This window comes from Bradyrhizobium tunisiense, from assembly GCF_042263385.1.
GTDB lineage: Bacteria > Pseudomonadota > Alphaproteobacteria > Rhizobiales > Xanthobacteraceae > Bradyrhizobium > Bradyrhizobium tunisiense.
The window spans coordinates 467,501-493,891 of record NZ_JBHLEV010000003.1; the positions used below are offsets into that span (position 1 = coordinate 467,501).

Genomic DNA, 26,391 nt, shown 5'->3' on the forward strand with positions numbered 1-26,391 from the left:
CCGGCGCCCGCGGTCGAGCACAAGGGCAATATCGACCTCGTTGCCAAGTATTACGACAAGCTGGTCGCCGCGCTCGGGGATGAGGAGAACTGATAAAACTCCTGCCTCGCAAAGTGCGATGCTTCGCGCGGCGTGAGGATGACATGCCATACCTCCAGCCTCCGCTGTCATGCCCCGGTCTGGCCGGGGCGCCGGGCGATGACACCTTCCGGGTGGCGTCGTCTTGTCAAATCCGTTGCCGTGAATGCAAAAAAGCCCCGGAGACATCTCCGGGGCTTTTGTCGTCTTTGCGTTCTCGCACGATGCAGCTACGTCCGCGTGCGCATCCGCATCATGAAGCTGTCGAAGCTGAGTTCTGCCACCTGCATCCACGCGAGCGAGTCGGCCCGGAAAGCGGTGAGGCTCGCATACATCTTGGCAAAATGCGGGTTGGTCTTAGACAGATCGGCGTAGATCTCATTGGCCGCGCCATAGCAGGCTTCGAGCACCTCCTGCGGGAACGGCTTAAGAACCGCACCGGAAGCCAGCAGGCGCTTCAGCGCCGGCGGATTGACCGCGTCGTATTTGCCCGTCACCCAGGTGAAGGTGTCCAGCGATGCCGCGCTGATCGCGGCCTGATAATGCTTGGGTAGCCCATTCCACTTCTCGAGATTCATGATGTTGTGGCCTTGGCCGGTGCCTTCCCACCAACCTGGATAGTAGTAGAACTTCGCCACCTTCACGAAGCCGAGCTTCTCGTCGTCATAAGGGCCGACCCATTCGGCCGCGTCGATCGTGCCCTTCTCGAGCGCGGGGTAGATGTCGCCCGCCGCGATCTGCTGCGGCACGCCGCCCAGCTTTCCGATAATGGTGCCGGCGAATCCGCCGACGCGGAATTTCAGCCCCTTGAGGTCGTCGACGGTCTTGATCTCCTTGCGAAACCAGCCGCCCATTTGCGCGCCGGTCGAACCCGTGGGCACGCCGATCGCCCTGTGCTCCTTCAGGAGATCGTTGAGCATGTCCTGGCCACCGCCCCAAATCAGCCAGGAGATATGCTGGCGCGTGTTGAGGCCGAACGGCAGCGACGTGCCGAACGTGAAGGCGGGGTTCTTGCCCCAATAGTAATAGAGCGCGGTGTTGCCCATTTCGACCGTCCCATTGGAGACGGCGTCGAGAACCTGCAAGCCCGGGACGATTTCGCCCGCGGCGAACGGCTGGATCTGAAACTTGTTGTCGGTGATTTCGGCGACGCGCTTGCAGAAATACTCGCAGCCGCCATACAGCGTGTCGAGCGACTTCGGCCAACTCGCCGCCAACCGCCATTTCACCTCGGGCATTGATTGTGCAATTGCCGGCGCGGCGACGGCACTTGCGGCAAGACCCAATCCGCCTGCCGTCAGAAATTTACGACGTTCCATGCTCTTCCCTCCTGTGATGTCGAGTCCTCGACGAGGGATTGCGGACTTGATGCCGCATTGCTTCGCCGTGGCCGACGCTTCTTTGTGTCCGAAATTAAAGCTTCCGGATCGGGGAACAGGATGGCGAAAGGGCGGTAGCAAAGCAAGCGCGCTTTGGTTGCGCTACCGGCGCTGCCTCAATGTTGCGCTGCGAACGCGGCTTCCATGGCTTTTCGGGTGCGAATGGTCTCACTCCCGGCGTCGAATTCGACGTCGCTCCACCGCACCATGGTCCTGTGCGCGACGTCATGCTTCAATTTGATCCCATGCGCGAGGCCGATCGGTAGCCCGCCGGCCCGCAGGCTGGCGGCTGCCGGTACTAACTTGCCCCAGACGGTGTAGCCGCCTTCGCCGTCCAGCATCTCGCCGGCGCGCAAGTTACGCTTCGCGACCGAGACGACATCGCCGCGAAATCCGTTCGCCTGTCCGGTCGGCTCGCCCCGCAGCGCGGCCGACAGCACCGAAATGTTCAGCTCGAGTCCGATCAGGTGATAGGGCTTGTACATCGCGGCATAGCGTCCGCTGTGGTCAGTCTTGAGGCCATATTGCCTGAAACAGTCGGCGGCGTAGTCGCTCGGCGCCTCCAGTACGACGTAGACACCCCAGCGCAGGTCGCGAAACACCGGCCTTCCGTCGCGCTCGAGCGAGGAGACCACCTCCACGACGCCGGCGCGCTCCAGCACGCCGCCGTGCGAGCGCGGCCGCATGATGTGCGGCAGATCGTCGACCCCACAGGGCGGAAACAGCAGGCCGTCCGCGGGCACGTCGAGCGCGCAGGCGTTGGCGATCGCAGCCATCTCGATCGCCGATTTGGTGCCGTCGAGAAACGAGTTGAACATCTGCGGATTCATGCCGGCCGACTGCGCTTCGCCAGCGGTCAGACCGTAATGCTGCCAGACGCCGTCCGGTGTCACATCGTGATAGGCCGGCAGATATTTCGTGCCCTTGCCGGCGGCGACGACGCGGAAACCGGTGGCGCGGGCCCAATCGACCATCTCCGCCGTCAGCGCCGGCTGGTCGCCATAGGCGAGCGAATAGACCACGCCCGCCTTGCGCGCTTCCTCGGCGAGGAGCGGGCCTGCCAGTACGTCGGCTTCGACATTCACCATCACGATATGCTTGCCCGCGGCGATCGCGGCGCGCGCATGCTTGATCCCCACGGCGGGATTCCCGGTCGCCTCCACCACCACGTCCATCGCCCCGCCGGCGATGGCGCGCGCGCCGTCATCGGTGAACACGGTCGCGGCGATCCGCTCGGCGCTCCAGCCCACGGTGCGGCACGCCTCGCGCGCGCGGTCGCGGTCGATGTCGACGATGATGGGCACCTCCAGCCCCGGCGTGTGCGGTACCTGCGCCAGAAACATCGAGCCGAATTTGCCCGCACCGATCAATGCGACACGGACGGGCTTGCCGGCGGAAGCGCGAGCCTGGAGGAGGCGGAAGAGGTTCATGGGAGGGGTCCGTGAGCGTTATGGCCGTTAGGCGATGCGAACTATCAATAGTCGTCATTCCGGGGCGCGCGAAGCGCGAGCCCGGAATCCATTTGTCCGCAGTCTCCGCGGCGCGATGGATTCCGGGCTCGACGCTACGCGTCGCCCCGGAATGACAGGTTACTCCGCCGCCTGCCGCGGCGCTCGCGCAAGCCGCACCAGCGCATCATCCTCCACCGTCTTGATCGGCGCAAAATCGCGGTGGGCGATGTACTCCGGCCGCGTAGGGGTTCGGATGTAGTTCGAGACCGCGTTCAGCGTCAGGTACACGATCTTGCGCGGGTAGGGCGTGATGTTGCCGCTCGAGCCGTGCACGAGATTGCCGTGGAACATCAGCATTCCCCCGGGCTTGCCCGTGGGCGCCACGATGCCGCCCTGCTCGACCAATCGCGTCACCGTCGCCTCGTCCAGCGTCCACAGCGGATAGGAGGTGGTGGCCAGGTCGTGCGAGGCTTCGAGATCGCCGGCGTTCTGGCTGCGCGGCACCAGCATCAGGGGGCCGTTGATCGGCATCACTTCGTCGAGGAAGATCGCGATGTTCATCGCGCGCGGCTCCGGCATGCCGTCGTCGCGTTTCCAGGTGCCGTAATCCTGGTGCCACTGCCAGACATCGCCGGTGAAGGCCGATTTCGCGTTGATCTTGAACTGGTGCATGTAGACCTTCTCGCCGAAGAGCTGCTCGACCGGCTCGATCATGCGCGGATGCGCGCCCAGAATGCCGAAGGCCTCGTTGTAGAGATGCGCGGCAAAGGCGGTGCGCGGCGCGCCGCTTTTCTCGCGCCAGACTTCCGGCCGGTTGGCGTCGTAGATGCCGACCGCCTCACGCGCGAGCAGGTCGACCTCCTCCTGGGTGAACAGCTCGGGCAGGAACAGCCAGCCCTCGCGGTGGAAGAACTCCAATTGCTCCTGAGACAGTTTCATGGGTCGTCCTCCTTGGTTTTGTCTTATTGTCATTCCGGGGCGCGCGAAGCGCGAGCCCGGAATCCATTCATCCACCGTCGCTGCCGCCCGATGGATTCCGGGCTCGCGCCAAGTGGCGCGCCCCGGAATGACGGCGTGTGTTGCGGCTAAGCCGCCGCCTCTTCGCTTGCCCTCAATCTCTCCTCAGTCATCCGTCCTGCCGTCTGCGCATGCGCCAACGCCGTGCGTTCGGCTGCCTTGGCGTCGCCCGCGAGAATGCGTGCGGCGATGTCGGCATGCTCCGCCCAGGCGCTGCCGCGATAGTCGAGCTCCGACAGCACCGTCGCCATCGAGCGGCGCATATGCGGCCATTGCGGCGCGATCGTCTCCTCGATCACGGGATTGCCGGCGAGCTGATAGATGGCGCGGTGAAAATCGACGTCGAGCACGATCAGCTCGGCAAGCGTCGTCGTGCGGTCGATGCGGCTGCCGGCAGCGAGCGCCGCTTCCACCCGCGCGCGGCCGGCTGCGTCGTAGCCCGCGCGCTCCGCTGCGAGCCCGGCGGCGAGCGCATCGATGGCGCCCCGCACCTCGTAGAGCTGGCGGAGGCGTGAGGGGTCGAGCTGGGTGACCTCGAAGCCGCGTTTGCCGCTTTCGGCGACCAATCCCTGCCGGTGCAGCAGATGCAGCGCATGCGATACAGGCTGTCGCGACACGCCGAGCTTGTCCGCCAGCTCGTTCTGCCGGATGCGCTGGCCGGGCTGCAGCGTGCGGTCGGAGATCGCCTCCAGGATCCGGGCATAGACCTGGTCGATCAGGTTCGGGAGCGGGTCGAGAGGGATCACGCCGGCAGCTCCGAAGATAAATAGGAATACGGAATTCAGTATTCGAAAATATCGCTAGAGAGCGATGGCGTCAAGATGGGCGCAAGATGGGGCGGCAGGCCGGCGCTAAGCCATTGACATCACTGGCCCCGTTTACTGTGCATGGGGTTGTTTTCGCAAAAAAAGTATCGGCCTCAGCCCTCCAGCACCTCCACCTCAAGCGCGGCAATCCGCTCCGCATCGGCCAGCGCCTCGATCCCGGTAATGCGGTCGTCCCTGATCGTCACGCGCAGCGCGATGCGCAGCTGTCCGGCGAGGATAACGGCAACGCCGATCTCGCCATCGACCAGCGCGGTCCGCGCGGCCCGCGCGCGGCCCTTGTAGACTTGCGCGACCGCATCGGCGCCGCGGATCTCCGGCAGCGAACCGAGCCGTACCGCGGCGTCGTCGGCGCGGAAAACGACGTCGGGATCGAGCACCGCGAGCAGCCCCTCGAAATTGCCCTCGCGCGACGCCTTGAGGAAGGCATCGACGATGCCGCGCTGGCGCGACATGTCTGTCTCGGGCACCGGCGCCCCCTGCACGCGCCGCCGTGCCCGGCTCGCGAGCTGCCGCGACGCGTCGACCGAGCGGTCGACGATCGGTGCGATCTCCTCGAAGGGGACTGCGAACATGTCGTGCAGCACGAAGGCGAGCCGCTCCGCCGGCTGAAGTGTTTCCAGCACGACGAGCAGCGCCGCGCCGACGGAATCGGCCAGCTCCGCCTCGCGCTCCCGCGTGTCGTCGACCGGCTCGGGCACATGCGGGCCCATCGGATCTTCCTTGCGCGACTTCCGTGCGCGCAGCATGTCGAGGCAGATGCGCGCGACGACGGTCGTCAGCCAGCCGCGCAAATTCGCGACGTCGGACAGGTCGTAGCGGCTGACACGCAGCCATGCCTCCTGCACGGCATCATCGACCTCGGCGCGGGACCCCAGCATCCGGTAGGCGACCGCGCGCAAATGGTCTCTGCTGGCCTCGAACTGATGGCTGAGAAAATCCTGTTCAGAGTTTTTTTGGGTCATCGGTCACATTCCCTGGTCGCGATCCGTCATGCCCATGACGAAGCCAATCCGGCCGATGTGACCGGAACCTTCGAAATTCGAACGATGGAGACGAAAAGATGCATGCCCGCATGAATCACCCCGTCATGGTCCTCCCCGAAGCCATGAATGTCCTTCAGTCCCTCGGCAGTTTGACCAAGCAGGGGCTGCCGGAAAAGCTCCTGGAATTGGTGCACCTGCGCGCCAGCCAGATCAATGGCTGCAGCGTCTGCGTCGACATGCACCCCAAGGTCGCGCGCAAGCTGGGGGAGACCGACGAGCGCCTGTTCGCCGTGTCAGCCTGGCGCGATGCGCCCTATTTCACCGACGCCGAGCGTGCCGCGCTGGCGTTGACCGAGGCCGTCACGCGCCTCGCCGATCGGGAGGATCCGGTGCCGGATGCGATCTGGAACGAGGCCGACAAGCATTTTGACGAGCGCGAGCTGGCAACCCTGATCGTCGCGATCGCGACCATCAACGTCTGGAACCGGCTGAACGCGACGATCAAGATGCCGGTCGGTGTGTGGAAGGTGTGAGTGTCCGTGCCCTCTCCCTTGCGGGAGAGGGCAACGCCGCAAGGAGACGCGAATTCACATGGGTGAGGGGTATCTCTCCGCAGACTCATCTGCAGATGTGACCGCGGACAGAGCCCTCATCCGGCGCTTCGCGCCACCTTCTCCCGCAAGGCGAGAAGGGAAGAAGGAAGGAAGAGCTACTCCGCCAGGAACCGGTTCACCACCTCGCCGAACTCGAGCGGAGCCTGCTCGAACATCCAATGGCCGGCGTTCGGAATCACCGCCGTCTTGGCGCCTGCAATGTGCGCGGCCAGCACGCGCCACATCACCGACAGGCTTCCTGTCGTCGCGCCGCCGCCGATCAGCAGCGTCGGCGTCCTGATCGCCTGCGCATCGCTAAGCGTGTAGGGTCTGCGCTGCTCGTTGATCTGGCCGAGGAAGGTCAGCGCGTTGTCGCGCAGCTGCTGCTTGGCCGCCGCCGGCACGCGCCGCCAGGAGCCGTCGCCTTCGATTCCCTCGTAGAAATTCTGCAGCGCGCCCTCGATATCGCCGGCGCGGATCATCTCGACCGAGCGCACGGTACGCGCGGCGAGCGAGGGGTGGCTGGGCGTGCCGTCGGGCACCGGCAGGGATGCATCGAGATCGCCGCCCGGCTCGGCCAGCACCAGTTTCCGCAGCAGATCAGGCCGTGCCTGCGCCACGCGGAATGCGATATGGCCGCCGCGGGAATGGCCCATCAGATCGACGGGTCCGGGTCTCACCTGCGCGATGAAGGCAGTCACGTCGGCCACATGCTGCGCCATCTTGTAATCGTCGCCGACGGCATCCCAATGTTCGGGGAAGAAGTGCCGCAGGCTGACCGAGATCACGCGGTGCGTCTTCGAGAGCGGGCCGAGCACGGAATACCAGGTGCGGAAATCCCCGAGCGTGCCGTGCACGCAGACCAGCGGCGGGCCCTCGCCGACTTCGAGATAGGCCATGTCGTAACCGTTGACGTGGAATGTCTGCATGCTCAGCTCGCCAGAAAATCCAGGACCATTTCGGAGTATTTCTGCGGCGCCTGCTCGAACATCGGATGCGTCGCATTCGGGATGACCGCCGTCCTGGAATAGGGCACATGCGCGGCCAGCGCATGCAGCACCTTCGGCAGCAGCCCCTTGGTCCGCGCGCCGAGGACGAACAGCGTCGGCATTTTGATGGACTCCGCATCCGCCTTCGAGAACGGCGGGCGGTTGTCGCGAACCTGGCCGATCAGCGTCATGGCGTTGTCGCGCAGATTCTGTTTCACCATCGCCGGCAGCCGCGGCCAGGTGCCGGCCCCTTCCAGCGTATCGACGAAGACGGCGAGGCCGCCGTCGACATCGCCGGATGCGATCTTCTCGGCCGAGGCCGTGAACCGCGCCAGCAGCGGTGACGGGCCGCCGACGTAATCAGGGTCGAGGCTCACATCGAGTTCACCGCCGGGCTCGGCGAGGACCAGGCGGCGCAACAGATCAGGCCTCCGCTGTGCCACACGGAAGCAGATATGCCCGCCGCGGGAATGGCCCATCAGGTCGACCGGACCAAGGTCGAGCTTCTCGATGAAGCCGATGACGTCCTGGACGTGCTGCTCGATCGAATAGGTGTCACCGACGCCGTCCCAGCGTTCCGGGAAGAAGTGCCTCAGGCTGACGGCGATTACCCGGTGCCGCTGGCTCAGCGGTCCGAGCACGCAGCCCCAGACGCGGAAATCGTTGAGCGAGCCATGCACACAGACCAGAGGCGGACGACCCCAGTCTTCGCCCACGTCGAGATAGGGCATGTCGTATCCGTTAACGTGGAGGCTTTGCATGCGAGGCTCGCGAGGGACCGGAACGCTTGTGCAAGATCCCCGGAAACCGGGTGGATCGCAACTATTTCCAAGCCTAGATTTGGACCGAGATCTCATTGGGGGCGTGCGACAAAGGACGCAAGCCAGGAACCGATCCATGACCAACCAGCATTTTGCCCTGTTCGACACCAAAATCGGCCTCTGCGCCGTCGCCTGGGGCCCGCGCGGCATCAACGGCACGCAATTGCCGATGGGCGGTGAGCAGAAGATCCGCACCCGGATCAGCCAGCGTCACGCCGACGCCAGCGAGGCCGAGCCGACGGCCGAAGTGCGAGAGGCGATCGACCGGATAACAAAACTGCTCTCAGGCGAGCCGGATGACCTCACCGATATCGAGCTCGATCTCGACGGTGTGCCCGAATTCAACCGCGGCGTCTACGAGATCGCCCGCGCGATTCCGCCCGGGAAGACCGTCACCTATGGCGATATCGCCAAGCAGCTCGGCGGTGTCCAGCTGTCGCGGGACGTCGGTCAGGCGCTCGGTCGCAACCCGTGTCCGATCGTCGTGCCCTGCCACCGCGTGCTCGCCGCCGGCAACAAGCCCGGCGGATTTTCGGCCAACGGCGGCGTGGTGACGAAGCTGAAGATGCTGGAGATCGAAGGCGCGCTGGTGAACCACACGCCGAGTCTGTTCGATTGAGGTGGTCCACCCTCCCCCGTCCAGGGGAGGGTAAGAGGCGCCTCAAATCTTCGCGGCCGCCTTCGGCCAATATTTGTCGCGAAGATGCCGCTTCACCAGCTTGCCGGTCGGCGTACGCGGCAGCTCGGGCTCGAAATCGATCGAGCGCGGGCACTTGATCGCGGAGAGGCGGCTCTTGCAGTAGGCGATCAAATCGGTCTCCAGCGCCTTGCCGGCGCGGCTCATGTCGTGCGGCTGCACCACCGCCTTGACCTCTTCGCCCATCTCCTCGTTCGGCACGCCGAACACGGCGACGTCGGCGACGTCGGGATGGGTGATCAGCACGTCCTCGGTCTCCTGCGGGTAGATGTTCACGCCGCCGGAGATGATCATGTAGGACTTGCGATCGGTGAGATAGAGGAAGCCGTCCTTGTCGAGATAGCCGACGTCGCCGAGCGTCGACCAACCTTTGGCGTTGTAGGCCTTCTTCGTCTTCTCCGGGTCGTTGTGATAGGTGAACGCGGGCGCGTCGGCGAAATAGACCGTGCCGATCTCGCCGACCGGCTGCTCCTCGTCGTTCTCGTCCAAGATCTTGATCTTGCCGACAACGGCGCGGCCGACGCTGCCGCGATGCTCCAGCCATTGCTGTGAGTTGCAGACGGTGACGCCGTTGCCTTCCGAGCCTGCGTAATACTCGATCAGGATCGGTCCCCACCATTCGATCATCTTGGCCTTCACGTCGACCGGGCACGGCGCGGCGGCATGGATCGCGCCCTTGAGCGTGGAGACGTTGTATTTGGTGCGAACCTCGTCCGGCAGTTTCAGCATGCGCACGAACATGGTCGGCACGAGTTGCGACTGCGTGACCTTGTATTTCTCGACCAGCTTCAGGAAATCTTCGGCGTCGAAGTGCTCCATGATGATCGAGGTGCCGCCGAGCACGGTCGCCATCATGTTGAAGCGCAGCGGCGCGGCGTGATAAAGCGGCGCCGGCGACAGATATGTGCTCTCCGCATTCATGCCGCACATGTCGGCGCAGAGCACGCGCAGGAAGGCGTTCGGCACGTCGATCTTGTTGCCTTCGAACGCCTTCTTGATGCCCTTGGGCCGGCCGGTGGTGCCCGACGAATACAACATGTCGTAGCCGGCGACCTCGTCCGCGATCGGCGTCGTCGGCTGCGCGGCGGCCTCCTTGTCATAGGAACGAAACCCCGGCAGCGGCTCGTCCATCATGTAGAAGATCGGCTCGGCGGGTGCGCCCTTGACCAGATCCTTGATCTGGTCAGCGCAGTTCGGCGTGGTGATGACGACCTTGGCGCCGCAATCCTTGATGATGTAGTCGATCTCGTCCTGCTTCAGATAGCGGCTGATCGCGGTGTAATAGAGCCCGCTGCGCTGCGCGGCCCAGCAGATCTCCATGAAGGCGAGACGGTTTTCCATTAAGAGCGCGATGTGGTCGCGGGCCTTGAGGCCGAGCGCGCGGAACAGATGCGCGCCCTGGTTCGAGAGCTCGTCGAGCTCGCGATAGGTGATCGCCTTGCCGGTGCCGGCCATCTGATAGGCGACCTTGTTCGGCGTGGTGCGGGCGTGGACGGAGGGGTGGGTCATGGCGTTTCCTCAAAACGCGAATGGCGAGTAGCGAAGGGCGAATAGGGAAGGGCAAACCGCTCTTCGCCTACTCACCATTCGCTACTCGCCACTTGCTACTCGCTTTTGTTTCTTACAGCCGCTCTACGATCGTCACATTTGCCATGCCGCCGCCTTCGCACATGGTCTGCAGGCCGTAGCGCTTGCCGCGCTGGTGCAGGGCGTGGACCAGCGTGGTCATCAGCTTGGTGCCGGAGCCGCCGAGCGGATGGCCGAGCGCGATGGCGCCGCCGTTGACGTTGAGACGCGCGGGATCCGCGCCAGTGGTCTTGAGCCAGCCGGTCGGCACCGAGGCGAAGGCCTCGTTGACCTCGAACAGGTCGATGTCGTCGACCTTCATGCCGGCCTTCTCCAGCGCGCGCTTGGTGGCGTGCAGTGGCGCGTCGAGCATGATGACGGGGTCGCCGCCGGTCATCGTCATGTGGTGGATGCGCGCCAGCGGCTTGACGCCGAGCTGCTTGAGGCCACGCTCGTTCACGACCATCACGCCGGAAGCGCCGTCGCAGATCTGGCTGGCGCTGGCTGCGGTGAGCTTGCCGTTCTCGGCAATCAGCTTGACGCCCTTGATGCCGTCGAGCGTGACGTCGAAGCGGATACCCTCGTCGATGTGGTGGGTGTCCTTGGAGCCGTCGGCGCGGGTGATTTCGAGCGGCACGATCTCCTTCTTGAAGTGGCCGGCTTGGGTCGCCGCGATCGCGCGCTGATGGCTGTTGAAAGAGTACTCGTCGAGATCATCCTTCGACAGGCCGTACTTCTCAGCCATCATCTCGGCGCCGGTGAACTGGCTGAACACGATGTTGGGATACTTCGCCTCGATGCCAGGGCTCTTGTAATTGCCAAAGCCGTTCTTGGCCGGAAGCTGCGACGACAGGCCCATCGGCACGCGCGTCATCGATTCCACGCCGGCGGCGATCACAACGTCCATCGTGCCCGACATCACGGCCTGGGCTGCGAAGTGCAGCGCCTGCTGCGAGGAGCCGCACTGGCGGTCGATCGACGTGCCCGGCACGCTCTCCGGCAGCTTCGAGGCCATGATCGCGTTGCGCGCGACGTTGTTGGACTGCTCGCCGACCTGCATCACGCAGCCCATGATCACGTCCTCGACCAGGGCAGGATCGACCTTGGTGCGATCGACCAGCTCGTCCAGCACCTTCGCGGCGAGATCGGCCGGATGCCAGCCGGCGAGGCGGCCCCCCTTGCGCCCACCGGCGGTACGCGCGGCGGCGACGATGTATGCCTCGGCCATGTCGGTTTCTCCCTGAATTTCTTGATTGGGGTTGGTTGTCGGGGACGGATTTAAGGGACGGAAGATCGTTTAGTCAATCGATCAATTAACTCTTGTGATGAGGCGCTGCTTGGGCTTATCTGCGCGCCTCTCGCAGCGCATTCAGGGATCTCCGTGGCTACCAGCGTACCGAACAGGCTCTCCAGCGGGAAGAATTCCACCGCGGAGAAATTGCTCGTGGCCGCGAGCGAGCTGATGATCGAACGCTCCTCGATCGAGATCTCGCTCAGCGACATCGCGCAGAAGTCGGGCGCCAACGCCGCGCTGGTCAAATATCATTTTGGCAACAAGGATGGCCTGCTGCTTGCGCTGCTCGAGCGCAATGCCGCGACCGAGCTCTCCAATCTCGAATATCTGCTGGCGCAGCCGATTACAGCCACGGCGAAGCTGAAGCTGCATATCGGCGGCATCATCCGCGCCTATTACCGGTTCCCTTACATGAACCGGTTGATCCACTACCTCTTGCACGAGACCAACACGGCCGCCGCCGACGAAGTCTCGAAATTCTTCGTGGCGCCGCTGCTCGACTTTCACCGCCGCCTGCTGGCCGATGGCGTCAGCCGCGGCGAATTCCGCCAGACCGATCCGGTGCTGTTCTACACGAGCCTGATCGGCGCCTGCGATCATTTGTTCTTCGGCCGGCACGCGATGTCCCGCGCGACCGGCGTCGGCCCGGTTACCGACGACGTCTGCCGGCAATACATCAAGCACATGGAAACGCTGATCTGTGGCGGCATCCTCACGCAAGCCGGGGAAGTTGCCGCTGCCGGATAGTCCGGCCAATACACCACAAGTCCAGAGAAGAAACGCCCAAGGAAAGGTGCCTGTCATGCAACTGAAAGACGTAGCCGTTCTCATCACCGGCGGTGGTTCGGGCCTCGGTGAGGCCACCGCCCGCGCCATGGCGGCCAAGGGCGCCAAGATCGGCGTGATCGACCAGAACAAGGACAATGCCGAGAAGGTCGCCGCCGAAGTGAAGGGCGTTGCGCTCCATGCCGACGTCACCAGCGAAGAGCAGATCAAGGCGGCGATCGCCGAGGCCGAGGCCGCGCACGGTGTTGCCCGCGTGCTGATGAACTGCGCCGGCATCGGCGGCTCGCAGCGCATCGTCGGCCGCGACGGCGTCTATCCCTTGGAAAAATTCGCGCGCATCATCAACGTCAATCTGATCGGCACCTTCAACTGCCTGCGCCTGTTCGCCGAGCGCCTCGTCACGATCGAGCCGGTCGGCGAAGAGCGCGGCGTCATCATCAACACGGCGTCGGTCGCCGCTTACGAAGGCCAGATCGGCCAGATCGCCTATTCGGCATCGAAGGGCGGCGTCGTCGGCCTGACCCTGCCGGCCGCGCGCGACCTCGCCAGCCAGAAAATCCGCGTCAACACCATCGCGCCCGGCCTGTTCTTCACGCCGCTGCTGATGGGCCTGAACGAAGAGGCGCGCAAGAGCCTGGGTGCCCAGGTGCCGCATCCCTCGCGCCTCGGCGATGCCGCCGAATACGGCTCGCTGGCGGTGCACATCGTCGAGAACCCGATGCTGAACGGCGAGACCATCCGCCTCGACGGCGCGATCCGGATGGCGCCAAGGTAGCTTCTTTCCTTCTCCCCTCTTGTCCGCCGAAGCCTTCAGGCGAAGGCGGATGTGGGAGAAGGTGGCGCGCTTCTTAGCGCGCCGGATGATGGGTTCTCTCCACAATCTCATCAGTGGAGGCAGACCCCTCACCCAAGCGAGTATGTGGTCAGCGATGTACATGCCCTCTCCCACAAGGGGAGAGGGCGCAGCAATTGGCACCGCGATCGGCGGTACTCAGGAGCGCCCATGTCCCAACCGCTGCTGATCGAACATGACGACGGCGTCGACCGGGTGACGCTCAATCGCCCCGACAGTCTCAACGCGCTTGATCCTGCGCTGATCGACGCGCTCAACGTTTATTTCCAGGGCCTGCAGCGCAATCGCGACACGCGCGTCGTTGTGCTCCGGGGCGCCGGCAAGAATTTCTGTGCGGGTCTTGATCTCAAGGCGGCGATGGCTCGCCGCGCAGGACAGCAGGAACCGCCCGGCGTCACGGAGTCGCTCGATTCGCAGCGCCGCATCGCAGATATCGTGATGCTGATGCGGCGCTGCCCACAGCCGATCCTTTCGCTGGTGCAGGGCGCGGCGGCCGGCGGTGGCTTTGCGCTGGCACTGGCGTCCGATATCCGCATCGCGACGAAATCGGCGCGGATGAACTGCGCCTTCATCAAGCTCGGCCTCGGCGGCTGCGACATCGGCACCAGCTATTTCCTGCCGCGCCTCGTCGGCGTGTCCGTGGCATCGGAATTGATCCTGACGGGTCGCTTCATCGGCGCCGAGCGCGCGCTCGCGGTCGGACTGGTCTCAGAGGTCGTCGACGAGGACAAGCTCGACGATGCGGCTGTGCCCTATGTCGATGCGATGATGACAGCCTCGCCGGTCGGACTGCGCCTGTCCAAGGAATGTCTCAACATGAGCGTCGACGCCGGCTCGCTCGAGGCCGTTATCGCAATGGAAGATCGCAACCAGGTCCTGTGCAGCCGCTCCGAGGAATTTTCGGAAGGCATCAGGGCCTTCCTTGAGAAGCGAAAGCCTGTCTATATCAAGCGCTGAACGAGAACGATCCGCAAAGGACGATAATTCCGGGAGACGCAAAATGAGTGGGAGCGCGGCGGCGGTGATGACGAAGCCCGCCTTTCGCAAGGTCGAGTGGCTCGCGCGCGACATCGACGTCGGGCGCCGCGCCGACGGCACGGTGGTGCTGAAGTCGCGCATTCCGCTGCAGTCTTACGAGAAGCACATCCCGGCGTCGCTGGCGAAATGGGCGAGGGAAGCGCCCGAGCGCATCTGGCTGGCGCAACGCGGCGGGCCCAACCGCGAATGGCGCAAGGTATCTTATGCCGAAGCCAAGCGCACCGTGGATGCGCTGACGCAAGGCCTGCTCAATCTCGGGCTCGATGGCCGTCCCGTCGCGATCCTCTCCGGCAATTCGATCGAGCATGCGCTGATGACGCAGGCGGCGATGCAGGCACGCGTACCGGCGGCGCCGGTATCGCCGGCCTACTCGCTGATGAGCCACGATCACGTCAAGCTGAAATACCTGTTCGACTTGATCAAGCCGGCCGTATTGATGGTGCAGGACGGTCCGACCTTCGAGAAGGCGCTGAAGGCGCTCGACCTTGGTGGCGTCACCGTCGTTCACGTCGCGCGGCCCTGCGACGGCATCACAAGCGTCAGCTTCGCCGAACTCGCGGCGACGCCGGTGACGAAGGATGTCGAGGCGTCGATTGCGACGATCACGCCCGACACCGTCGGCAAGCTGCTGTTCACGTCAGGCTCGACCGGCATGCCCAAGGCCGTCATCAACACGCAGGAGATGATGTGCGCCAATGCTGCGATGATGATGCAGGTGAGGCCCCGTGACCCTGGCGGCCCGATCTCGACCATGCTGGACTGGATGCCCTGGAATCACACCATGGGCGGCAATGCCGCGTTTCATCCGATCCTGGTTGATGGCGGCACGCTCTATATCGATGACGGCCGGCCGATGCCCGGCCAGTTCGAGGAGACGTTGCGGAACCTGCGCGAGATCTCCCCGACCTATTACGCCAATGTCCCCGCCGGCTATGCAGCGCTCGCGGCCGCCATGGAGAAGGACGATGCGCTCTGCCGTTCCTTCTTCAAAAATCTCTCGATCATGGCCTATGGCGGCGCGCGGCTGCCGGACGATCTCTACGACCGCATGCAGGCCCTCGCCGTGAAGACGACCGGCGAGCGCATCGTGTTCTACACCGGCTGGGGCTCGACCGAAACCGCGCCGACCTCGACCGGCACCTATTGGGACACCGAGCGCGTCGGCCTGATCGGCCTGCCGTTCCCAGGCGTTGAGTTGAAGATGGTGCCTTGCGGCTCGAAATACGAGTTGCGCCTGCGCGGCGTCAACGTCACGCCCGGCTATTTCGGCCAGCCCGAGCTGACGAAGAAGATGTTCGACGAGGAAGGCTTTTACTGCATCGGCGATGCCGGCATCTTCGTCGACGATGCCGATCCGGTAAAAGGCATCATCTTTGCCGGCCGTGTCGTTGAGGATTTCAAGCTCACCACCGGCACATTTGTGCATGTCGGCTCGCTGCGGACCGATGCGATCGCGGCGGCGACGCCCGTGGTTCATGACGCGCTGGTCGCGGGGCAGGATCGCCCGTTCATCGGCCTGCTCGCCTGGCCGAACCTTCACGCTTGCCGGCAGCTCGTTGGTAATCCCGATCTCAGCTTTGCTGATGCGGTGAAGCATCCCGAGGTCATTGCCTGCTTCAGACGGGGGCTGGAAGCTCACAACAAAGAATGCGAAGGCGCCAGCAGCCGCATCATCGCGCGCGCCATGCTGATGGACGAGCCGCCGTCGATCGACGGCAACGAGCTCACCGACAAGGGCTACATCAACCAGCGCGCCGGCCTGGAGCGCAGAGCGGTGTTGGTTGGGCGGCTCTATGCTGACAAGCCGGACCAGGATGTGATCGTGCTGCGATGACGCACCGTTCTCGCCTGTCATTCCGGGGCGCGCGCAGCGCGAACCCGGAATCCATCAGGCCGCATAAACGCGGCGAAATGGATTCCGGGCTCGCGACTTCGTCGCGCCCCGGAATGACGGTCTCAAAATGAACAAGACGAACAAACAAGAGGTAGCCCGCCATGAACTTCGATTTCTCCGACGATCAGAAGCAGCTCCGCGACCAGGCGCGCAAATTCCTTGCCGAAAAATGCTCGCCCAAGGCGGTGCGCGTCGTGCTCGACGGCAAGGCGCCCTATGACAAGGAGCTATGGAAGGGCCTCGCCGAGATGGGCTTTCTCGGCGTTGCGATTCCCGAGGAGTTTGGCGGGGCGGGTGCGGGCCATCTCGAGCTCTGCGTGATCGCGGAGGAGATGGGACGGGCCAATGCCCCGGTGCCGTTCTCCTCGACCGTGTATCTCGCCGCCGAGGCGCTGCTGATCGCCGGCAGCGACGCGCAGAAAAAGAAATGGTTGCCGGCGATCGCGTCGGGCGAGGCGATCGGCACGCTGGCGCTATTCGAGGGCAAGGGGAATCCGTCGCCGAAGAACGTCAAGCTCACGGCTGCGAACGGCGTGCTCAATGGCGTCAAGAAGCCGGTCGCCGACGGCGCCATCGCCGATTTCGCGGTTGTTGCCGCGCGTACCGGATCGAGCGGCCGGGACAGCGATATCTCGCTGTTCCTGGTCGACCTCAAGTCCGGTGGCGTCGAGGTGAAGAGCCTCACCAATCTCGATCCGACCCGCGGTCAGGCCGAGATCATCTTCAAGGACTGCAAGGCCGAGCCGCTAGGAGTTGCCGGCGAGGGCTGGAGCATCCTCACCCAGGTGCTCGATCGCGCCGCGGTGCTCTGCGCGTTCGAGCAGGTCGGCGGCTCCGATCGCGCGCTGGAGATGGGGCGGGACTACGCGCTCGACCGCATCGCCTTCGGCCGGCAAATCGGGTCGTTCCAGGCGGTCAAGCACATGCTTGCCGACATGTATGTCTCGGCGACGCTGGCGCGCTCCAACTGCTATTACGGCGCCTGGGCGCTCTCGACCAATGCTGGCGAGCTGCCGGAAGCTGCGGCTGCCGCCCGGATCAGCGCGACGCAGGCGTTTCAGCACTGCGCCAAGAACAACATCCAGGTTCACGGCGGCATGGGTTTCACCTGGGAGTTCGACTGCCACATGTACTATCGCCGCGCCAACGCCATGGCGCTTGGTCTCGGCAGCCTGTCCTATTGGGAGGACCAGTTGATCGACCGCATGCGCAAGAAGAACGCGGCTTGATGTTGTCGTCATTCCGGGGCTCGCGAAGCGAGAACCCGGAATCTCGAGTTGAGTCGATAACCTCTGGATTCCGGGTTCGATGCTGCGCATCGCCCCGGAATGACGGAAGAAGAGATAAAGAACCATGAACTTCGACGACACCCCGCAGGAAGCCGAATTCCGCGCCACCGCGCGCGCCTGGATCGGCGCGAACGCGCCGAAGCAATACGAGGACGAGCTGCGCAAATCCTCGCTCGGCCGCACCGTGCTTAGGAATGCCGACATTCTCGAGGTCGCAAAGGCCTGGCAGAAGAAGAAGGCCGACGCTGGCTGGGCCTGCCTGCACTGGCCGAAGGAGTATGGCGGCCGCGGATCGTCGCCGATCGAGCGCGTAATCTGGCAGCAGGAAGAGGGGCCGTTTGGTCAGCTCTCACGCATGTTCATCATCGGCCACGGCATGTGCGGGCCGACCATGATGGCGTTCGCACGCGAGGAGCATAAGCGGACCTATTTGCCGCCGCTCGCATCAGGCGAGAAGGTGTGGTGCCAGCTGTTCTCCGAGCCGGCCGGCGGCTCCGACGTCGCGGGCTTGCGCACGCGCGCAGAGAAGGATGGCGACGAGTGGGTCGTCAACGGCCAGAAGATCTGGACGTCGGGCGCGCATTATTCCGATTACGGCATCCTGCTCACGCGCACCGATTCGACCGTGCCGAAGCACAAGGGCCTCACCATGTTCTTCCTGGACATGAAGAGCCCCGGCGTCGAGGTCAGGCCGATCAAGCAGGCCAGCGGCGCTTCCGACTTCAACGAGGTCTATTTCACCAATGTCCGCATCCCCGACCACCAGCGTCTCGGCGAGGTCGGTGACGGCTGGAACGTCTCGCTGACCACGCTGATGAACGAGCGCAGCGCGATCGGCGCGGCCGTCTCGACCGGCTTCCCTGAATTGTTCGAGTATTGCTCCAGCCTGATGCTCGACGACGGGCCGGCGATCGAGGATCGCGCCGTGCGCGCGAAGCTGGCGAACTGGGCGGTGAAGGCGAGCGGGCTGAAATACACCAGCATGCGCGCGATTTCGGCGCTCTCGAAGGGCGAGCGGCCGGGGCCGGAAAATTCCATCGGCAAGCTGGTGGCGGGCTCGATGATTCAGGACGTCGCGACCTACGCGCTGGATCTGCAGGGGGCTAGCGGCGTGGTCAGCGGTGAGGATGCCGAACTCGCCGGCCGTTTCCAGGCGATGCTGCTGCGCGCGCCCGGCACGCGCGTCGAAGGCGGCACCGACGAGATCATGCGCAACATCATCGCCGAGCGGGTGCTGGGCCTGCCCGGCGATATCAGGGTCGACAAGGACGTGCCGTTCAACAAGATCCCGACGAAGGGAAGAGGGTAGAGGTCCGCCATGAATTTCGACGACACCCCGCAGGAAGCCGCATTCCGCGAGACCGCGCGGAAATGGATCGACGCCCACGCGCCGAAGGAATTGCATGCCGAGCTGTCGAAATCCTCGCTCGGCCGCATTCGCCTTGCCAGCCACGACATCGTCGATGTCGGCAAGGCCTGGCAGAAGAAAAAGGCCGAAGGCGGCTGGGCCTGTCTGCACTGGCCTAAGGAGTATGGCGGCCGCGGCGCGACGCCGATCGAGAAGGTGATCTGGCAGCAGGAGGAGGGCGTCTACGGCAAGCTGACGCAGCCGTTCCAGATCGGCGAGGGCATGTGCGGCCCGACCGTGATGGCGTTCGGCAGCGAGGATGCGAAGCGCAGGTATCTGCCGAAGCTCGCCTCGGGCGAGGAGATCTGGTGCCAGTTGTTCTCCGAACCGTCCGCTGGTTCGGACGTCGCGGGTCTGCGCACACGCGCGGAGAAGAAGGGCGACAATTGGGTTGTTAATGGCCAGAAGATCTGGACCTCGGGCGCGCATTACTCCGACTACGGCCTTTTGATCGCGCGCACCGATCCGAGTGTGCCCAAGCACAAGGGCCTCACCATGTTCTTCCTGGACATGAAGAGCCCCGGCGTGGAGGTCAGGCCGATCAAGCAGGCCAATGGCATGCAGGAGTTCAACGAAGTCTATTTCACCGACGTTGTGATTCCCGACAGCCAGCGCCTCGGCGCCGTCGGCGAGGGCTGGAGCGTATCGCTGACCACGCTGATGAACGAGCGCATGTCGATCGGCTCGCGGCTTGCGACCGGCGTCCCCGAGATGTTCGACTTCTGCTCCAACCTCATGTTGGAGGAGGGGCTCGCCATCGACGATCCCGCCGTGCGCTCGAAGCTTGCGAGCTGGGCGGCGAAGTCGAGCGGGCTGAAATACACCAGCTACCGCACCATCTCGGCCCTTTCGAAGGGCGAGCGGCCGGGCCCGGAGAACTCCATCGGGAAGCTGGTCTCGGGCATGATGCTCCAGGACATTGCGACCTACGCGATGGACCTACAGGGCGCGGCCGGTGTTCTCACCGGAAACGACGAGGAAACGGTGCAGGGCCAGTTCCAGCAGATGCTGCTGTCCGCGCCCTCGATGCGCATCGCGGGCGGCACCGACGAGATCCTGCGCAACATCATCGCCGAGCGCGTGCTGGGGCTGCCGGGCGACATTCGTGTCGACAAGGACGTGCCGTACAACAAGATCCCGACCAAGGGGCGGTGATTATCCTCGTGTCCCGGACGCGGCGCAGCGCGCCGTGAGCCGGGACCCGGAATTCCACAATGGGCCCCGGCTCTGCGCCGCATCACTTCGTGCTGTGTCGCGTCCGGGGCACGAAAGCGAGTCAAGCCATGGACGCTAAAGCACCCAATGCCCGCCACTCCACTGAAGACCGTATCGGCGTGCTCGAAGAGCTCCTCAATGAGCGTTATTCCGTCCGCGCCTTCCTGCCGAAGGAAGTCGACCGCGCCACCATCGAGCATGTGCTGACCACCGCGCAGCGCACGGCCTCATGGTGCAACAGCCAGCCCTGGCAGGTCGTCATCGCCAGCGGCGCTGCCAAGGAGCGCTTTCGCCAGGCGATCTACAAGGAGGCTTCTGGTGGTCTCGGCGACGACTACGACTTCACGCCGCCGCGCGAATATGTCGGGATCTATCTGGAGCGGCGCCGCGAGAGCGGTTTTCAGCTGTACAACACGCTGGGCATCGCCCGCGGCGACAGAAGCGCCTACGCCAAGCAAGCGCTGGAGAACTACAATTTCTTCGGCGCGCCGCACGTCGCGATCATCCACACCAACGAGCCGCTCGGCATTTACGGTGCGATCGATTGCGGCGCCTATGTCAGCAATTTCATGCTGGCGGCGCAGGCGCTCGGGCTCGGCACGATTCCGCAGGCCGCCTTGGCGCGGCATTCCGGTCTGATCCGCCGCCACTTCAACCTGCCCGACGATCGCCGGATCGTCTGCGGCATCTCGTTCGGTTATGCGGACGACGCCCACAAGGTCAACAGCTACCGCACCTCGCGTGCGAGCGTGGCAGATACGGTCACCTTCGCAGAGGAGTGATCGAGCGGCGTGGTCCCGCGCCGTCGGCCTCAGACGCGCGCGAAGACGGCCGTGGAAACGGCCGCCTTCGTCTGTCTCGGTCGAATGGCCGTCAGCCGCCGCTGCCGCCGATCACCGCCCGCACCGTCTCGTCAGGCCCGAAATCCTCGGCGCCGTCGACATAGAGCAGTGCGGCGAGCTTCGAGCGGGCGCGGTTCACGCGGCTCTTGATCGTGCCGACCGCGCAGCCGCAGATCGAGGCCGCATCCTCGTAGGAGAAGCCCGAGGCGCCGACCAGGATCAACGCTTCACGCTGGTCCTGCGGAAGCTTCTCGAGCGCCGTGCGGAACTCCTCGAACTCGAGATGTGCGTTCTGCGAGGGCTGTGTCTTCAGCGTCTTGGCGTAGTTGCCCTCGGCATCCTCGACCTCGCGCCGCCGCTTGCGATAGTCGGAACGGAACAGGTTGCGCAGGATCGTGAACAGCCACGCCGGCAGATTGGAGCCGGGCTGGAACGAGTCGATGTTGGCGAGCGCGCGGAGCAGCGTCTCCTGGACCAAATCGTCGGCGCGGTCCGCATTGCCGCTGAGCGAAATGGCGAACGCGCGCAGACTGGGCACGGCCGCCAGGATGTCGTTACGCAGGGAATCCGTGAGAGGCATTAGTCCCTCCCATTGTTGTTGTCGTTGGATCCGCCCTCATCGCCCAATTGGGGTGTCGCTCCCGGCGCATCAAGCTTCTTGATCAGCTCTGCGAACCGATCCGGAACGCCTTGTCGCACGACATCATCATACATGGCGCGCAACTGATGCCCTATCCGGGATTGGATCTCCGGAGTGAGGCCTCCCTTGCCGGGGGTCGTGCTTCTGCTGGCTTGAGACTTGAGATCTTTCATGACCTGTTCCACGTTTCCCCGAGTTAAGTGACTGTAAGTTCGAGAGGTTTTCTCAACCGGGAGCCGTTCCCTGGTTAGGCACAATTCCAGGTTCGAGAAAAAGTTCCCGGCCGGACGGAACTTTTCTCAAGTTGAGGCGTAATCAGCCCAGCAGGGGAACCCGGGCCCCCCGCGTGACGCCTGACCTCAGGATTTCGACCTCAAGGCCGGCCCGAACACGAATGGAGTGGGGATGTCCCGTTCACAGCTTGTTGCTGAACACTTGCCGTTGTTGCGCCGGTACGCACGCGCCCTGACAGGCAGCCAGGCCTCCGGTGACGCCTACGTCGCAGCCATGTTGGAAGCCATGCTGGGAGATCCGGCGGTGCTCGACGAGAGCCATGGACCGCGCGCCGGCTTGTTCCGGCTGTTCACCCAGATCTGGAATTCGGTCTCGGTCAACGACGATTCGGAGGTGACGACCCTGCCGATGCCGCCAGAGCGGCGCCTGTCGAACATCACGCCGCTGCCACGGCAGGCCTTCCTCCTGCTCTCGCTGGAGGGGTTTTCGGAGGAGGAAGTCGGCTACATCCTCGGCACCGACGTCGCCGAGACGCGGCGCCTTGCGGACGCCGCAGGCCGCGAGATGGCGGCCGAGATCGCGACCGACGTGCTGATCATCGAGGACGAGACCTTCATCGCCATGGACCTCGAGAGCCTGGTGAAGAATCTCGGCCACAACGTCGTCGGCGTCGCGCGCACCCATGCCGATGCGGTGGCGCTGGCCAAGAACAAGCGGCCCGGCCTGATCCTCGCCGACATCCAGCTCGCCGACGGCTCGTCGGGCCTCGACGCCGTCAACGAGCTGCTGCGCACTTTCGAGGTGCCGGTGGTGTTCATCACCGCCTACCCCGAGCGCTTCCTCACCGGCGAGCGTCCCGAGCCGGCGTTCCTGATCTCGAAGCCCTTCCAGCCCGCGATGGTGTCGGCGGTGGCGAGCCAGGCCCTGTTCTTCCAGCGCAACTCGCGCAACCGCGCGCCAAAGGCGCCGGCGGCGTAAGGAAGGCATCGTTCGCGAAACGATTTGATCCGGCGTGCTGCAGGGCACGCCGGATTTTTCGTGTCGGTTGTCCGCGCTTGACGCGCATCCGCGGCGCCGCTCATACCTCATGCATGAATCTAGCCGGAGACGGACCATGGACCAGCAACTCCTCGACCGCCTCGCAATCCGCGACCTCGTCGAGAACTGGGCGGTGTGGCGCGATGCCGGCGACTGGGAGCGCTTTGCCACGGTCTGGCACGAGGAGGGCTGGATGTCCGCGACCTGGTTTCAGGGGCCGGCGCGGGATTTCATGCGCGTCAGCCAGGAGGGCTTCGCCAAGGGCGTGCGCATCCTGCACTTCCTCGGCGGCACCAGCATCGACCTCAAGGGCGAGCGGGCCATTGCCCAGACCAAGATGACGATCTCGCAGCGTGCCCTGGTGCACGACGTGCTCTGCGACGTCGTCTGCACCGGGCGCTTTTACGATTTCCTGGAGAAGCGCCAGGAAAGATGGGGCATCGTCCGCCGCCAGCCGATCTATGAGAAGGACCGGATCGACCCGGTCGATCCCGCCGCGACACTCCGTCTCGACCAGAAGGCGCTCGCCGCGCTGCCCGAAGGCTACCGCCACCTCGCCTACATGCAGGAGCTGATCGGCTACAAGGTCAAGCGCGACATGCCGGGCCTGACCGGCGCAGAGGTCGAAAAGCTATATGGCGAGGGGCGGGAGTGGCTCGCGGAAAAAGCCAAATAGCGCGACTCAAGCGAGCCCCAGAAAAAAGTAAGGCGCGACTGGCATCACCACAGTCGCGCCCTACGTCGCCGGCTTATGGGGCAGGGGGGAATAGCCGGCTGCTGAGACGACTCCTGCCTGCGCGAGTCGTTCCACGCCCCGCGAAATATTTTGCGCGCGCTGCGGCCATTGTCGCACACGGTTAAGTGATCGTAACGGTCAAGAACCCCTGGTCCACCGCCGGCGTTGTTCCCGTGATCGCCATGGGGCGAGGGATCGGCAGTCATGTCACAGATTTACAAGGCATTTTTGGGCGCCATCGCGATTGCCACAACGCTCGGCGCGGCGCAATTGGCCTCCGGCCACGATCTGGCCGACCGCTGGCAGGCGGTCGCCGATATCCCCAGCCACGGCTCGACCTCCGCGCCAAGCCAGAACGTCAACCGCGCCGGCAAGGCCGACCGGCTTGCCGACATCAAGCCCGCACCGGTACCCGTCCGCACCGTCTCAATGCGGCTGAACGATCTCGCCAATACCTCGGTGTTGCTGCGGGTGCCCGCGGTGATCGAGACCGGCAACGCCAAGCCGCCGATGCTGCTCCAGAACCAGAAGAAGGTCCGCAACAAGCCGACGATCGCCTGCGAGCCGATGGTCAGCTCCCTGACCGAGGTCGCAAAGCTGCTTCAGCCCGGCCGTTGCGTGACCTGATCCGCAAGGACGCCGGACCGGGCGTCCTTCCGCCGAGAGCAAGATCGTTCACGTCCACTTGATCCCCCGCACGCTCGCGTTATATCCCGGGTTTCTTCCCCTTCGTTTTGACCGGGTAAACGCATGACGACGTCAGACACGGCTGTGCATACGCAGCCCTTCAAGGCCGAAGTTTCCGAGCTCCTGCACCTCATGGTGCATTCCGTCTATTCCGAGACCGACATCTTCCTGCGCGAGCTCGTCTCCAACGCCTCCGACGCCTGCGACAAGCTGCGCTACGAGGCGATCGCCAGCCCGGCGTTGCTGGGCGAGGGCGACGCGCTCAAGATCCGCATCATTCCCAACAAGCAAGCCGCGACGCTCACGATCGCCGACAACGGCATCGGCATGGAGCGGCAGGAGCTGATCGATCATCTCGGCACCATCGCCCGCTCCGGCACCAAGGCGTTCGTATCGAAGCTGAAGGAGGCCAAGGATGGCCTCGGCTTGATCGGCCAGTTCGGCGTCGGCTTCTATTCCGCCTTCATGGTCGCCGAGAAGATCGCCGTGGTCAGCCGCCGTGCCGGCGAGAGCGACGTCTGGACCTGGACATCTTCCGGTGGCTCCGGCTTCGAGATCGCCCGCGCCAGCGACGAGGAGGCGGCGCGCCTGACGCGCGGCACCGAGATCGTTCTGCATCTCAAGGACGATGCCAAGAAATACCTCGAGGCCTACGAGATCGAGCGCATCGTCGGTGCCTATTCCGACAACATCCTGTTTCCCATCGAGCTCGTGCCGGAAGAGGGCGAACCGCGCCAGATCAATTCGGCCAGCGCGCTATGGCAGCGCTCGAAATCAGAGCTCACGGCAGAAGACTACAAGAAAGCCTATCAGCAGATCGCGTCCGCCTTCGACGATCCCGCGATGACGCTGCATTACCGCGCCGAGGGCCGCTATTCCTACGCCGTGCTGCTGTTCGCTCCCTCGACCAAGCCGTTCGACCTGTTCGAGCCGAACCGCAAGGGCCGGGTGAAGCTCTACGTCCGCCGGGTCTTCATCACCGACGATGCCGATCTGCTTCCGGGCTATCTCCGCTTCGTCCGAGGCGTCGTCGACAGCGAGGACCTTCCCCTCAACATCTCCCGCGAGATGCTCCAGAACAATCCCCAGCTCGCGCAGATCCGCAAGGCGGTGGCGACCCGGGTCGTGTCGGAGCTCGAAAGCCTCGCCGAGAAGGATCCGGACAATTTCGCCAAGATCTGGGACGCCTTCGGCGCGGTGCTCAAGGAAGGCATCTACGAGGATTTCGAGCGGCGCGAGAAACTGCTGGCGCTGTCGCGCTTCACCACGACGTCGGGCGAGAAGCGTTCGCTGAAGCAGGTCATCGCCGATTTCAAGCCGAACCAGACCGAGATCTATTATCTCGTCGGCGACAGCATCGAGCGGCTGAGGTCCAACCCGCGCCTCGAGGCCGCGACGGCGCGCGGCATCGAGGTGCTGCTGCTGTCCGATCCCGTCGACGCCTTCTGGACCTCGATGCCCTCGGAGTTCGAGGGCAAGCCGCTGAAGTCGCTGAGCCAGGGCGATCTCAATCTCGACCTGATTCCGCGCGTCGACGACAAGGACGAGGCGAAGAAGGATGAGCCCGAAGCCGACGAGGCCGCCACCATCGCTGTGATCAAGGCCGCGCTCGGCGAGCGCGTCAGCGACGTCAAGGCCTCGACGCGCCTCACCAGCTCGGCCTCCTGCCTCGTCGCCGACAGCCAGGGGCCGAGCCGGGAGCTCGAGCGAATCCTGGCGCAGCAGAACCGCGGCATGAAGACCAAGCCGATCCTGGAGATCAATCTGCGCCATCCGATGGTGGGCGCGATCACCAAGGCGCAGGCCGGCTCCAAGGCGGTCGACGATCTCAGCCTGCTCCTGCTCGAACAGGCGCAGATTCTCGATGGCGAATTGCCGGAAGATCCCGCCGCGTTTGCGGCGAGGCTGAACCGGCTGGTGCTGCAGGGGCTCGGCGCATAGCGCCGTAGCCCGCTGCGCTCACCTTGCCGTCATCCGATCCAGGAACTGTCGCCGCCGGCTTCGTGTTATGCCATAGCAGGCCGTTGGCATCAGAC

At 64.4% G+C, this 26,391-nt stretch carries 26 protein-coding genes (1 of these 26 running past the window's edge); 15 read left to right on the forward strand and 11 right to left on the reverse strand.

Annotated features, from left to right (window positions below; all coding sequences use genetic code 11):
- Positions 1 to 93, forward strand: the final stretch of a protein-coding gene (locus ACFDR6_RS15460) for a hypothetical protein (RefSeq protein ID WP_375858782.1). Its footprint begins 519 nt before the window's first position; only the last 93 of its 612 coding nucleotides appear in the window; its start codon lies off the left edge, out of view; the stop codon is at positions 91 to 93.
- Between the two features lie 215 nt (positions 94 to 308).
- Here the strand turns inward: ACFDR6_RS15460 and ACFDR6_RS15465 are convergent, their stop codons facing one another.
- The 5 genes from ACFDR6_RS15465 to ACFDR6_RS15485 all read right to left on the reverse strand — a co-directional run bounded on the left by ACFDR6_RS15465 (position 309) and on the right by ACFDR6_RS15485 (position 5,714).
- Complete coding sequence (locus ACFDR6_RS15465) at positions 309 to 1,397, reverse strand: TRAP transporter substrate-binding protein (protein ID WP_212079852.1); 1,089 nt, start codon at positions 1,395 to 1,397, stop codon at positions 309 to 311.
- Between the two features lie 176 nt (positions 1,398 to 1,573).
- On the reverse strand, positions 1,574 to 2,887 hold the full coding sequence (locus ACFDR6_RS15470) for an NAD(P)H-dependent oxidoreductase (RefSeq protein WP_317242202.1): 1,314 nt from the start codon (positions 2,885 to 2,887) through the stop codon (positions 1,574 to 1,576).
- 159 nt (positions 2,888 to 3,046) lie between these two features.
- Entirely contained in the window at positions 3,047 to 3,847 is an 801-nt protein-coding gene (locus ACFDR6_RS15475) for a phytanoyl-CoA dioxygenase family protein (RefSeq protein WP_212079856.1), read from the reverse strand.
- 146 nt (positions 3,848 to 3,993) lie between these two features.
- On the reverse strand, positions 3,994 to 4,671 hold the full coding sequence (locus ACFDR6_RS15480; RefSeq protein WP_375858783.1) for a GntR family transcriptional regulator: 678 nt from the start codon (positions 4,669 to 4,671) through the stop codon (positions 3,994 to 3,996).
- A gap of 173 nt (positions 4,672 to 4,844) precedes the next feature.
- Positions 4,845 to 5,714, reverse strand: coding sequence for a sigma-70 family RNA polymerase sigma factor (locus tag ACFDR6_RS15485; RefSeq protein WP_375858784.1), 870 nt, complete (start codon positions 5,712 to 5,714; stop codon positions 4,845 to 4,847).
- Positions 5,715 to 5,812: 98 nt separating this feature from the next.
- Between ACFDR6_RS15485 and ACFDR6_RS15490 the strand changes: the two genes are divergently transcribed.
- Positions 5,813 to 6,268: a carboxymuconolactone decarboxylase family protein gene (locus tag ACFDR6_RS15490; protein WP_212079862.1), complete on the forward strand. Its 456-nt coding sequence runs from the start codon at positions 5,813 to 5,815 to the stop codon at positions 6,266 to 6,268.
- A gap of 176 nt (positions 6,269 to 6,444) precedes the next feature.
- Here ACFDR6_RS15490 and ACFDR6_RS15495 read toward each other — a convergent pair whose 3' ends face one another.
- Entirely contained in the window at positions 6,445 to 7,257 is an 813-nt protein-coding gene (locus ACFDR6_RS15495) for an alpha/beta fold hydrolase (protein WP_375858785.1), read from the reverse strand.
- A gap of 2 nt (positions 7,258 to 7,259) precedes the next feature.
- Positions 7,260 to 8,078 (reverse strand): alpha/beta fold hydrolase, encoded by an 819-nt coding sequence (locus tag ACFDR6_RS15500; RefSeq protein WP_317242208.1) that lies wholly within the window; start codon positions 8,076 to 8,078, stop codon positions 7,260 to 7,262.
- A 136-nt stretch (positions 8,079 to 8,214) separates the two neighbouring features.
- On the opposite strand from ACFDR6_RS15500, the gene ACFDR6_RS15505 reads away from it, so the two are divergent.
- Positions 8,215 to 8,757 carry a methylated-DNA--[protein]-cysteine S-methyltransferase gene (locus tag ACFDR6_RS15505; RefSeq protein ID WP_317242209.1) on the forward strand — a complete coding sequence of 181 codons (543 nt, stop codon included), beginning with the start codon at positions 8,215 to 8,217 and terminating at the stop codon, positions 8,755 to 8,757.
- Between the two features lie 42 nt (positions 8,758 to 8,799).
- On the opposite strand, the gene ACFDR6_RS15510 is transcribed toward ACFDR6_RS15505, so the two are convergent.
- On the reverse strand, positions 8,800 to 10,344 hold the full coding sequence (locus ACFDR6_RS15510; RefSeq protein ID WP_375858786.1) for an acyl-CoA synthetase: 1,545 nt from the start codon (positions 10,342 to 10,344) through the stop codon (positions 8,800 to 8,802).
- Between the two features lie 112 nt (positions 10,345 to 10,456).
- Entirely contained in the window at positions 10,457 to 11,629 is a 1,173-nt protein-coding gene (locus ACFDR6_RS15515) for an acetyl-CoA C-acetyltransferase (RefSeq protein WP_317242211.1), read from the reverse strand.
- Positions 11,630 to 11,782: 153 nt separating this feature from the next.
- On the opposite strand from ACFDR6_RS15515, the gene ACFDR6_RS15520 reads away from it, so the two are divergent.
- From ACFDR6_RS15520 to ACFDR6_RS15555, 8 genes are all read left to right on the forward strand, one after another.
- Positions 11,783 to 12,442 carry a TetR family transcriptional regulator gene (locus tag ACFDR6_RS15520; protein ID WP_375858787.1) on the forward strand — a complete coding sequence of 220 codons (660 nt, stop codon included), beginning with the start codon at positions 11,783 to 11,785 and terminating at the stop codon, positions 12,440 to 12,442.
- Between the two features lie 55 nt (positions 12,443 to 12,497).
- Positions 12,498 to 13,256 (forward strand): SDR family NAD(P)-dependent oxidoreductase, encoded by a 759-nt coding sequence (locus ACFDR6_RS15525; protein ID WP_317242213.1) that lies wholly within the window; start codon positions 12,498 to 12,500, stop codon positions 13,254 to 13,256.
- A gap of 228 nt (positions 13,257 to 13,484) precedes the next feature.
- Positions 13,485 to 14,291: an enoyl-CoA hydratase/isomerase family protein gene (locus tag ACFDR6_RS15530; protein ID WP_375858788.1), complete on the forward strand. Its 807-nt coding sequence runs from the start codon at positions 13,485 to 13,487 to the stop codon at positions 14,289 to 14,291.
- 43 nt (positions 14,292 to 14,334) lie between these two features.
- A complete protein-coding gene (locus ACFDR6_RS15535) occupies positions 14,335 to 16,206 on the forward strand; it encodes an AMP-binding protein (protein WP_317242215.1) in 1,872 nt (623 codons plus the stop codon).
- Positions 16,207 to 16,367: 161 nt separating this feature from the next.
- A complete protein-coding gene (locus ACFDR6_RS15540; RefSeq protein ID WP_317242216.1) occupies positions 16,368 to 17,495 on the forward strand; it encodes an acyl-CoA dehydrogenase family protein in 1,128 nt (375 codons plus the stop codon).
- Between the two features lie 124 nt (positions 17,496 to 17,619).
- Positions 17,620 to 18,864 carry an acyl-CoA dehydrogenase gene (locus ACFDR6_RS15545; RefSeq protein ID WP_317242217.1) on the forward strand — a complete coding sequence of 415 codons (1,245 nt, stop codon included), beginning with the start codon at positions 17,620 to 17,622 and terminating at the stop codon, positions 18,862 to 18,864.
- A gap of 9 nt (positions 18,865 to 18,873) precedes the next feature.
- Positions 18,874 to 20,118 carry an acyl-CoA dehydrogenase gene (locus ACFDR6_RS15550; protein ID WP_317242218.1) on the forward strand — a complete coding sequence of 415 codons (1,245 nt, stop codon included), beginning with the start codon at positions 18,874 to 18,876 and terminating at the stop codon, positions 20,116 to 20,118.
- A 128-nt stretch (positions 20,119 to 20,246) separates the two neighbouring features.
- Positions 20,247 to 20,960, forward strand: coding sequence for a nitroreductase (locus tag ACFDR6_RS15555; protein WP_212079882.1), 714 nt, complete (start codon positions 20,247 to 20,249; stop codon positions 20,958 to 20,960).
- 91 nt (positions 20,961 to 21,051) lie between these two features.
- Here the strand turns inward: ACFDR6_RS15555 and ACFDR6_RS15560 are convergent, their stop codons facing one another.
- The gene (locus ACFDR6_RS15560; RefSeq protein ID WP_011090521.1) at positions 21,052 to 21,600 is read right to left on the reverse strand and encodes a sigma-70 family RNA polymerase sigma factor; all 549 of its coding nucleotides are present in this window, start codon (positions 21,598 to 21,600) and stop codon (positions 21,052 to 21,054) included.
- Entirely contained in the window at positions 21,600 to 21,833 is a 234-nt protein-coding gene (locus ACFDR6_RS15565; RefSeq protein ID WP_063197653.1) for a NepR family anti-sigma factor, read from the reverse strand. The genes ACFDR6_RS15560 and ACFDR6_RS15565 overlap by 1 nt, the downstream gene beginning before the upstream one ends.
- Before the next feature lie 232 nt (positions 21,834 to 22,065).
- Between ACFDR6_RS15565 and ACFDR6_RS15570 the strand changes: the two genes are divergently transcribed.
- The 4 genes from ACFDR6_RS15570 (at position 22,066) to htpG (ending at position 26,296) form a co-directional block, all read left to right on the forward strand.
- The gene (locus ACFDR6_RS15570) at positions 22,066 to 22,872 is read left to right on the forward strand and encodes a response regulator (protein WP_212079884.1); all 807 of its coding nucleotides are present in this window, start codon (positions 22,066 to 22,068) and stop codon (positions 22,870 to 22,872) included.
- A gap of 136 nt (positions 22,873 to 23,008) precedes the next feature.
- Entirely contained in the window at positions 23,009 to 23,608 is a 600-nt protein-coding gene (locus tag ACFDR6_RS15575; protein WP_375858789.1) for a nuclear transport factor 2 family protein, read from the forward strand.
- A 264-nt stretch (positions 23,609 to 23,872) separates the two neighbouring features.
- Positions 23,873 to 24,295: a hypothetical protein gene (locus ACFDR6_RS15580; RefSeq protein ID WP_317242220.1), complete on the forward strand. Its 423-nt coding sequence runs from the start codon at positions 23,873 to 23,875 to the stop codon at positions 24,293 to 24,295.
- Between the two features lie 123 nt (positions 24,296 to 24,418).
- Positions 24,419 to 26,296: a molecular chaperone HtpG gene (gene htpG / locus ACFDR6_RS15585; protein WP_375858790.1), complete on the forward strand. Its 1,878-nt coding sequence runs from the start codon at positions 24,419 to 24,421 to the stop codon at positions 26,294 to 26,296.
- Positions 26,297 to 26,391: the final 95 nt, after the last annotated feature.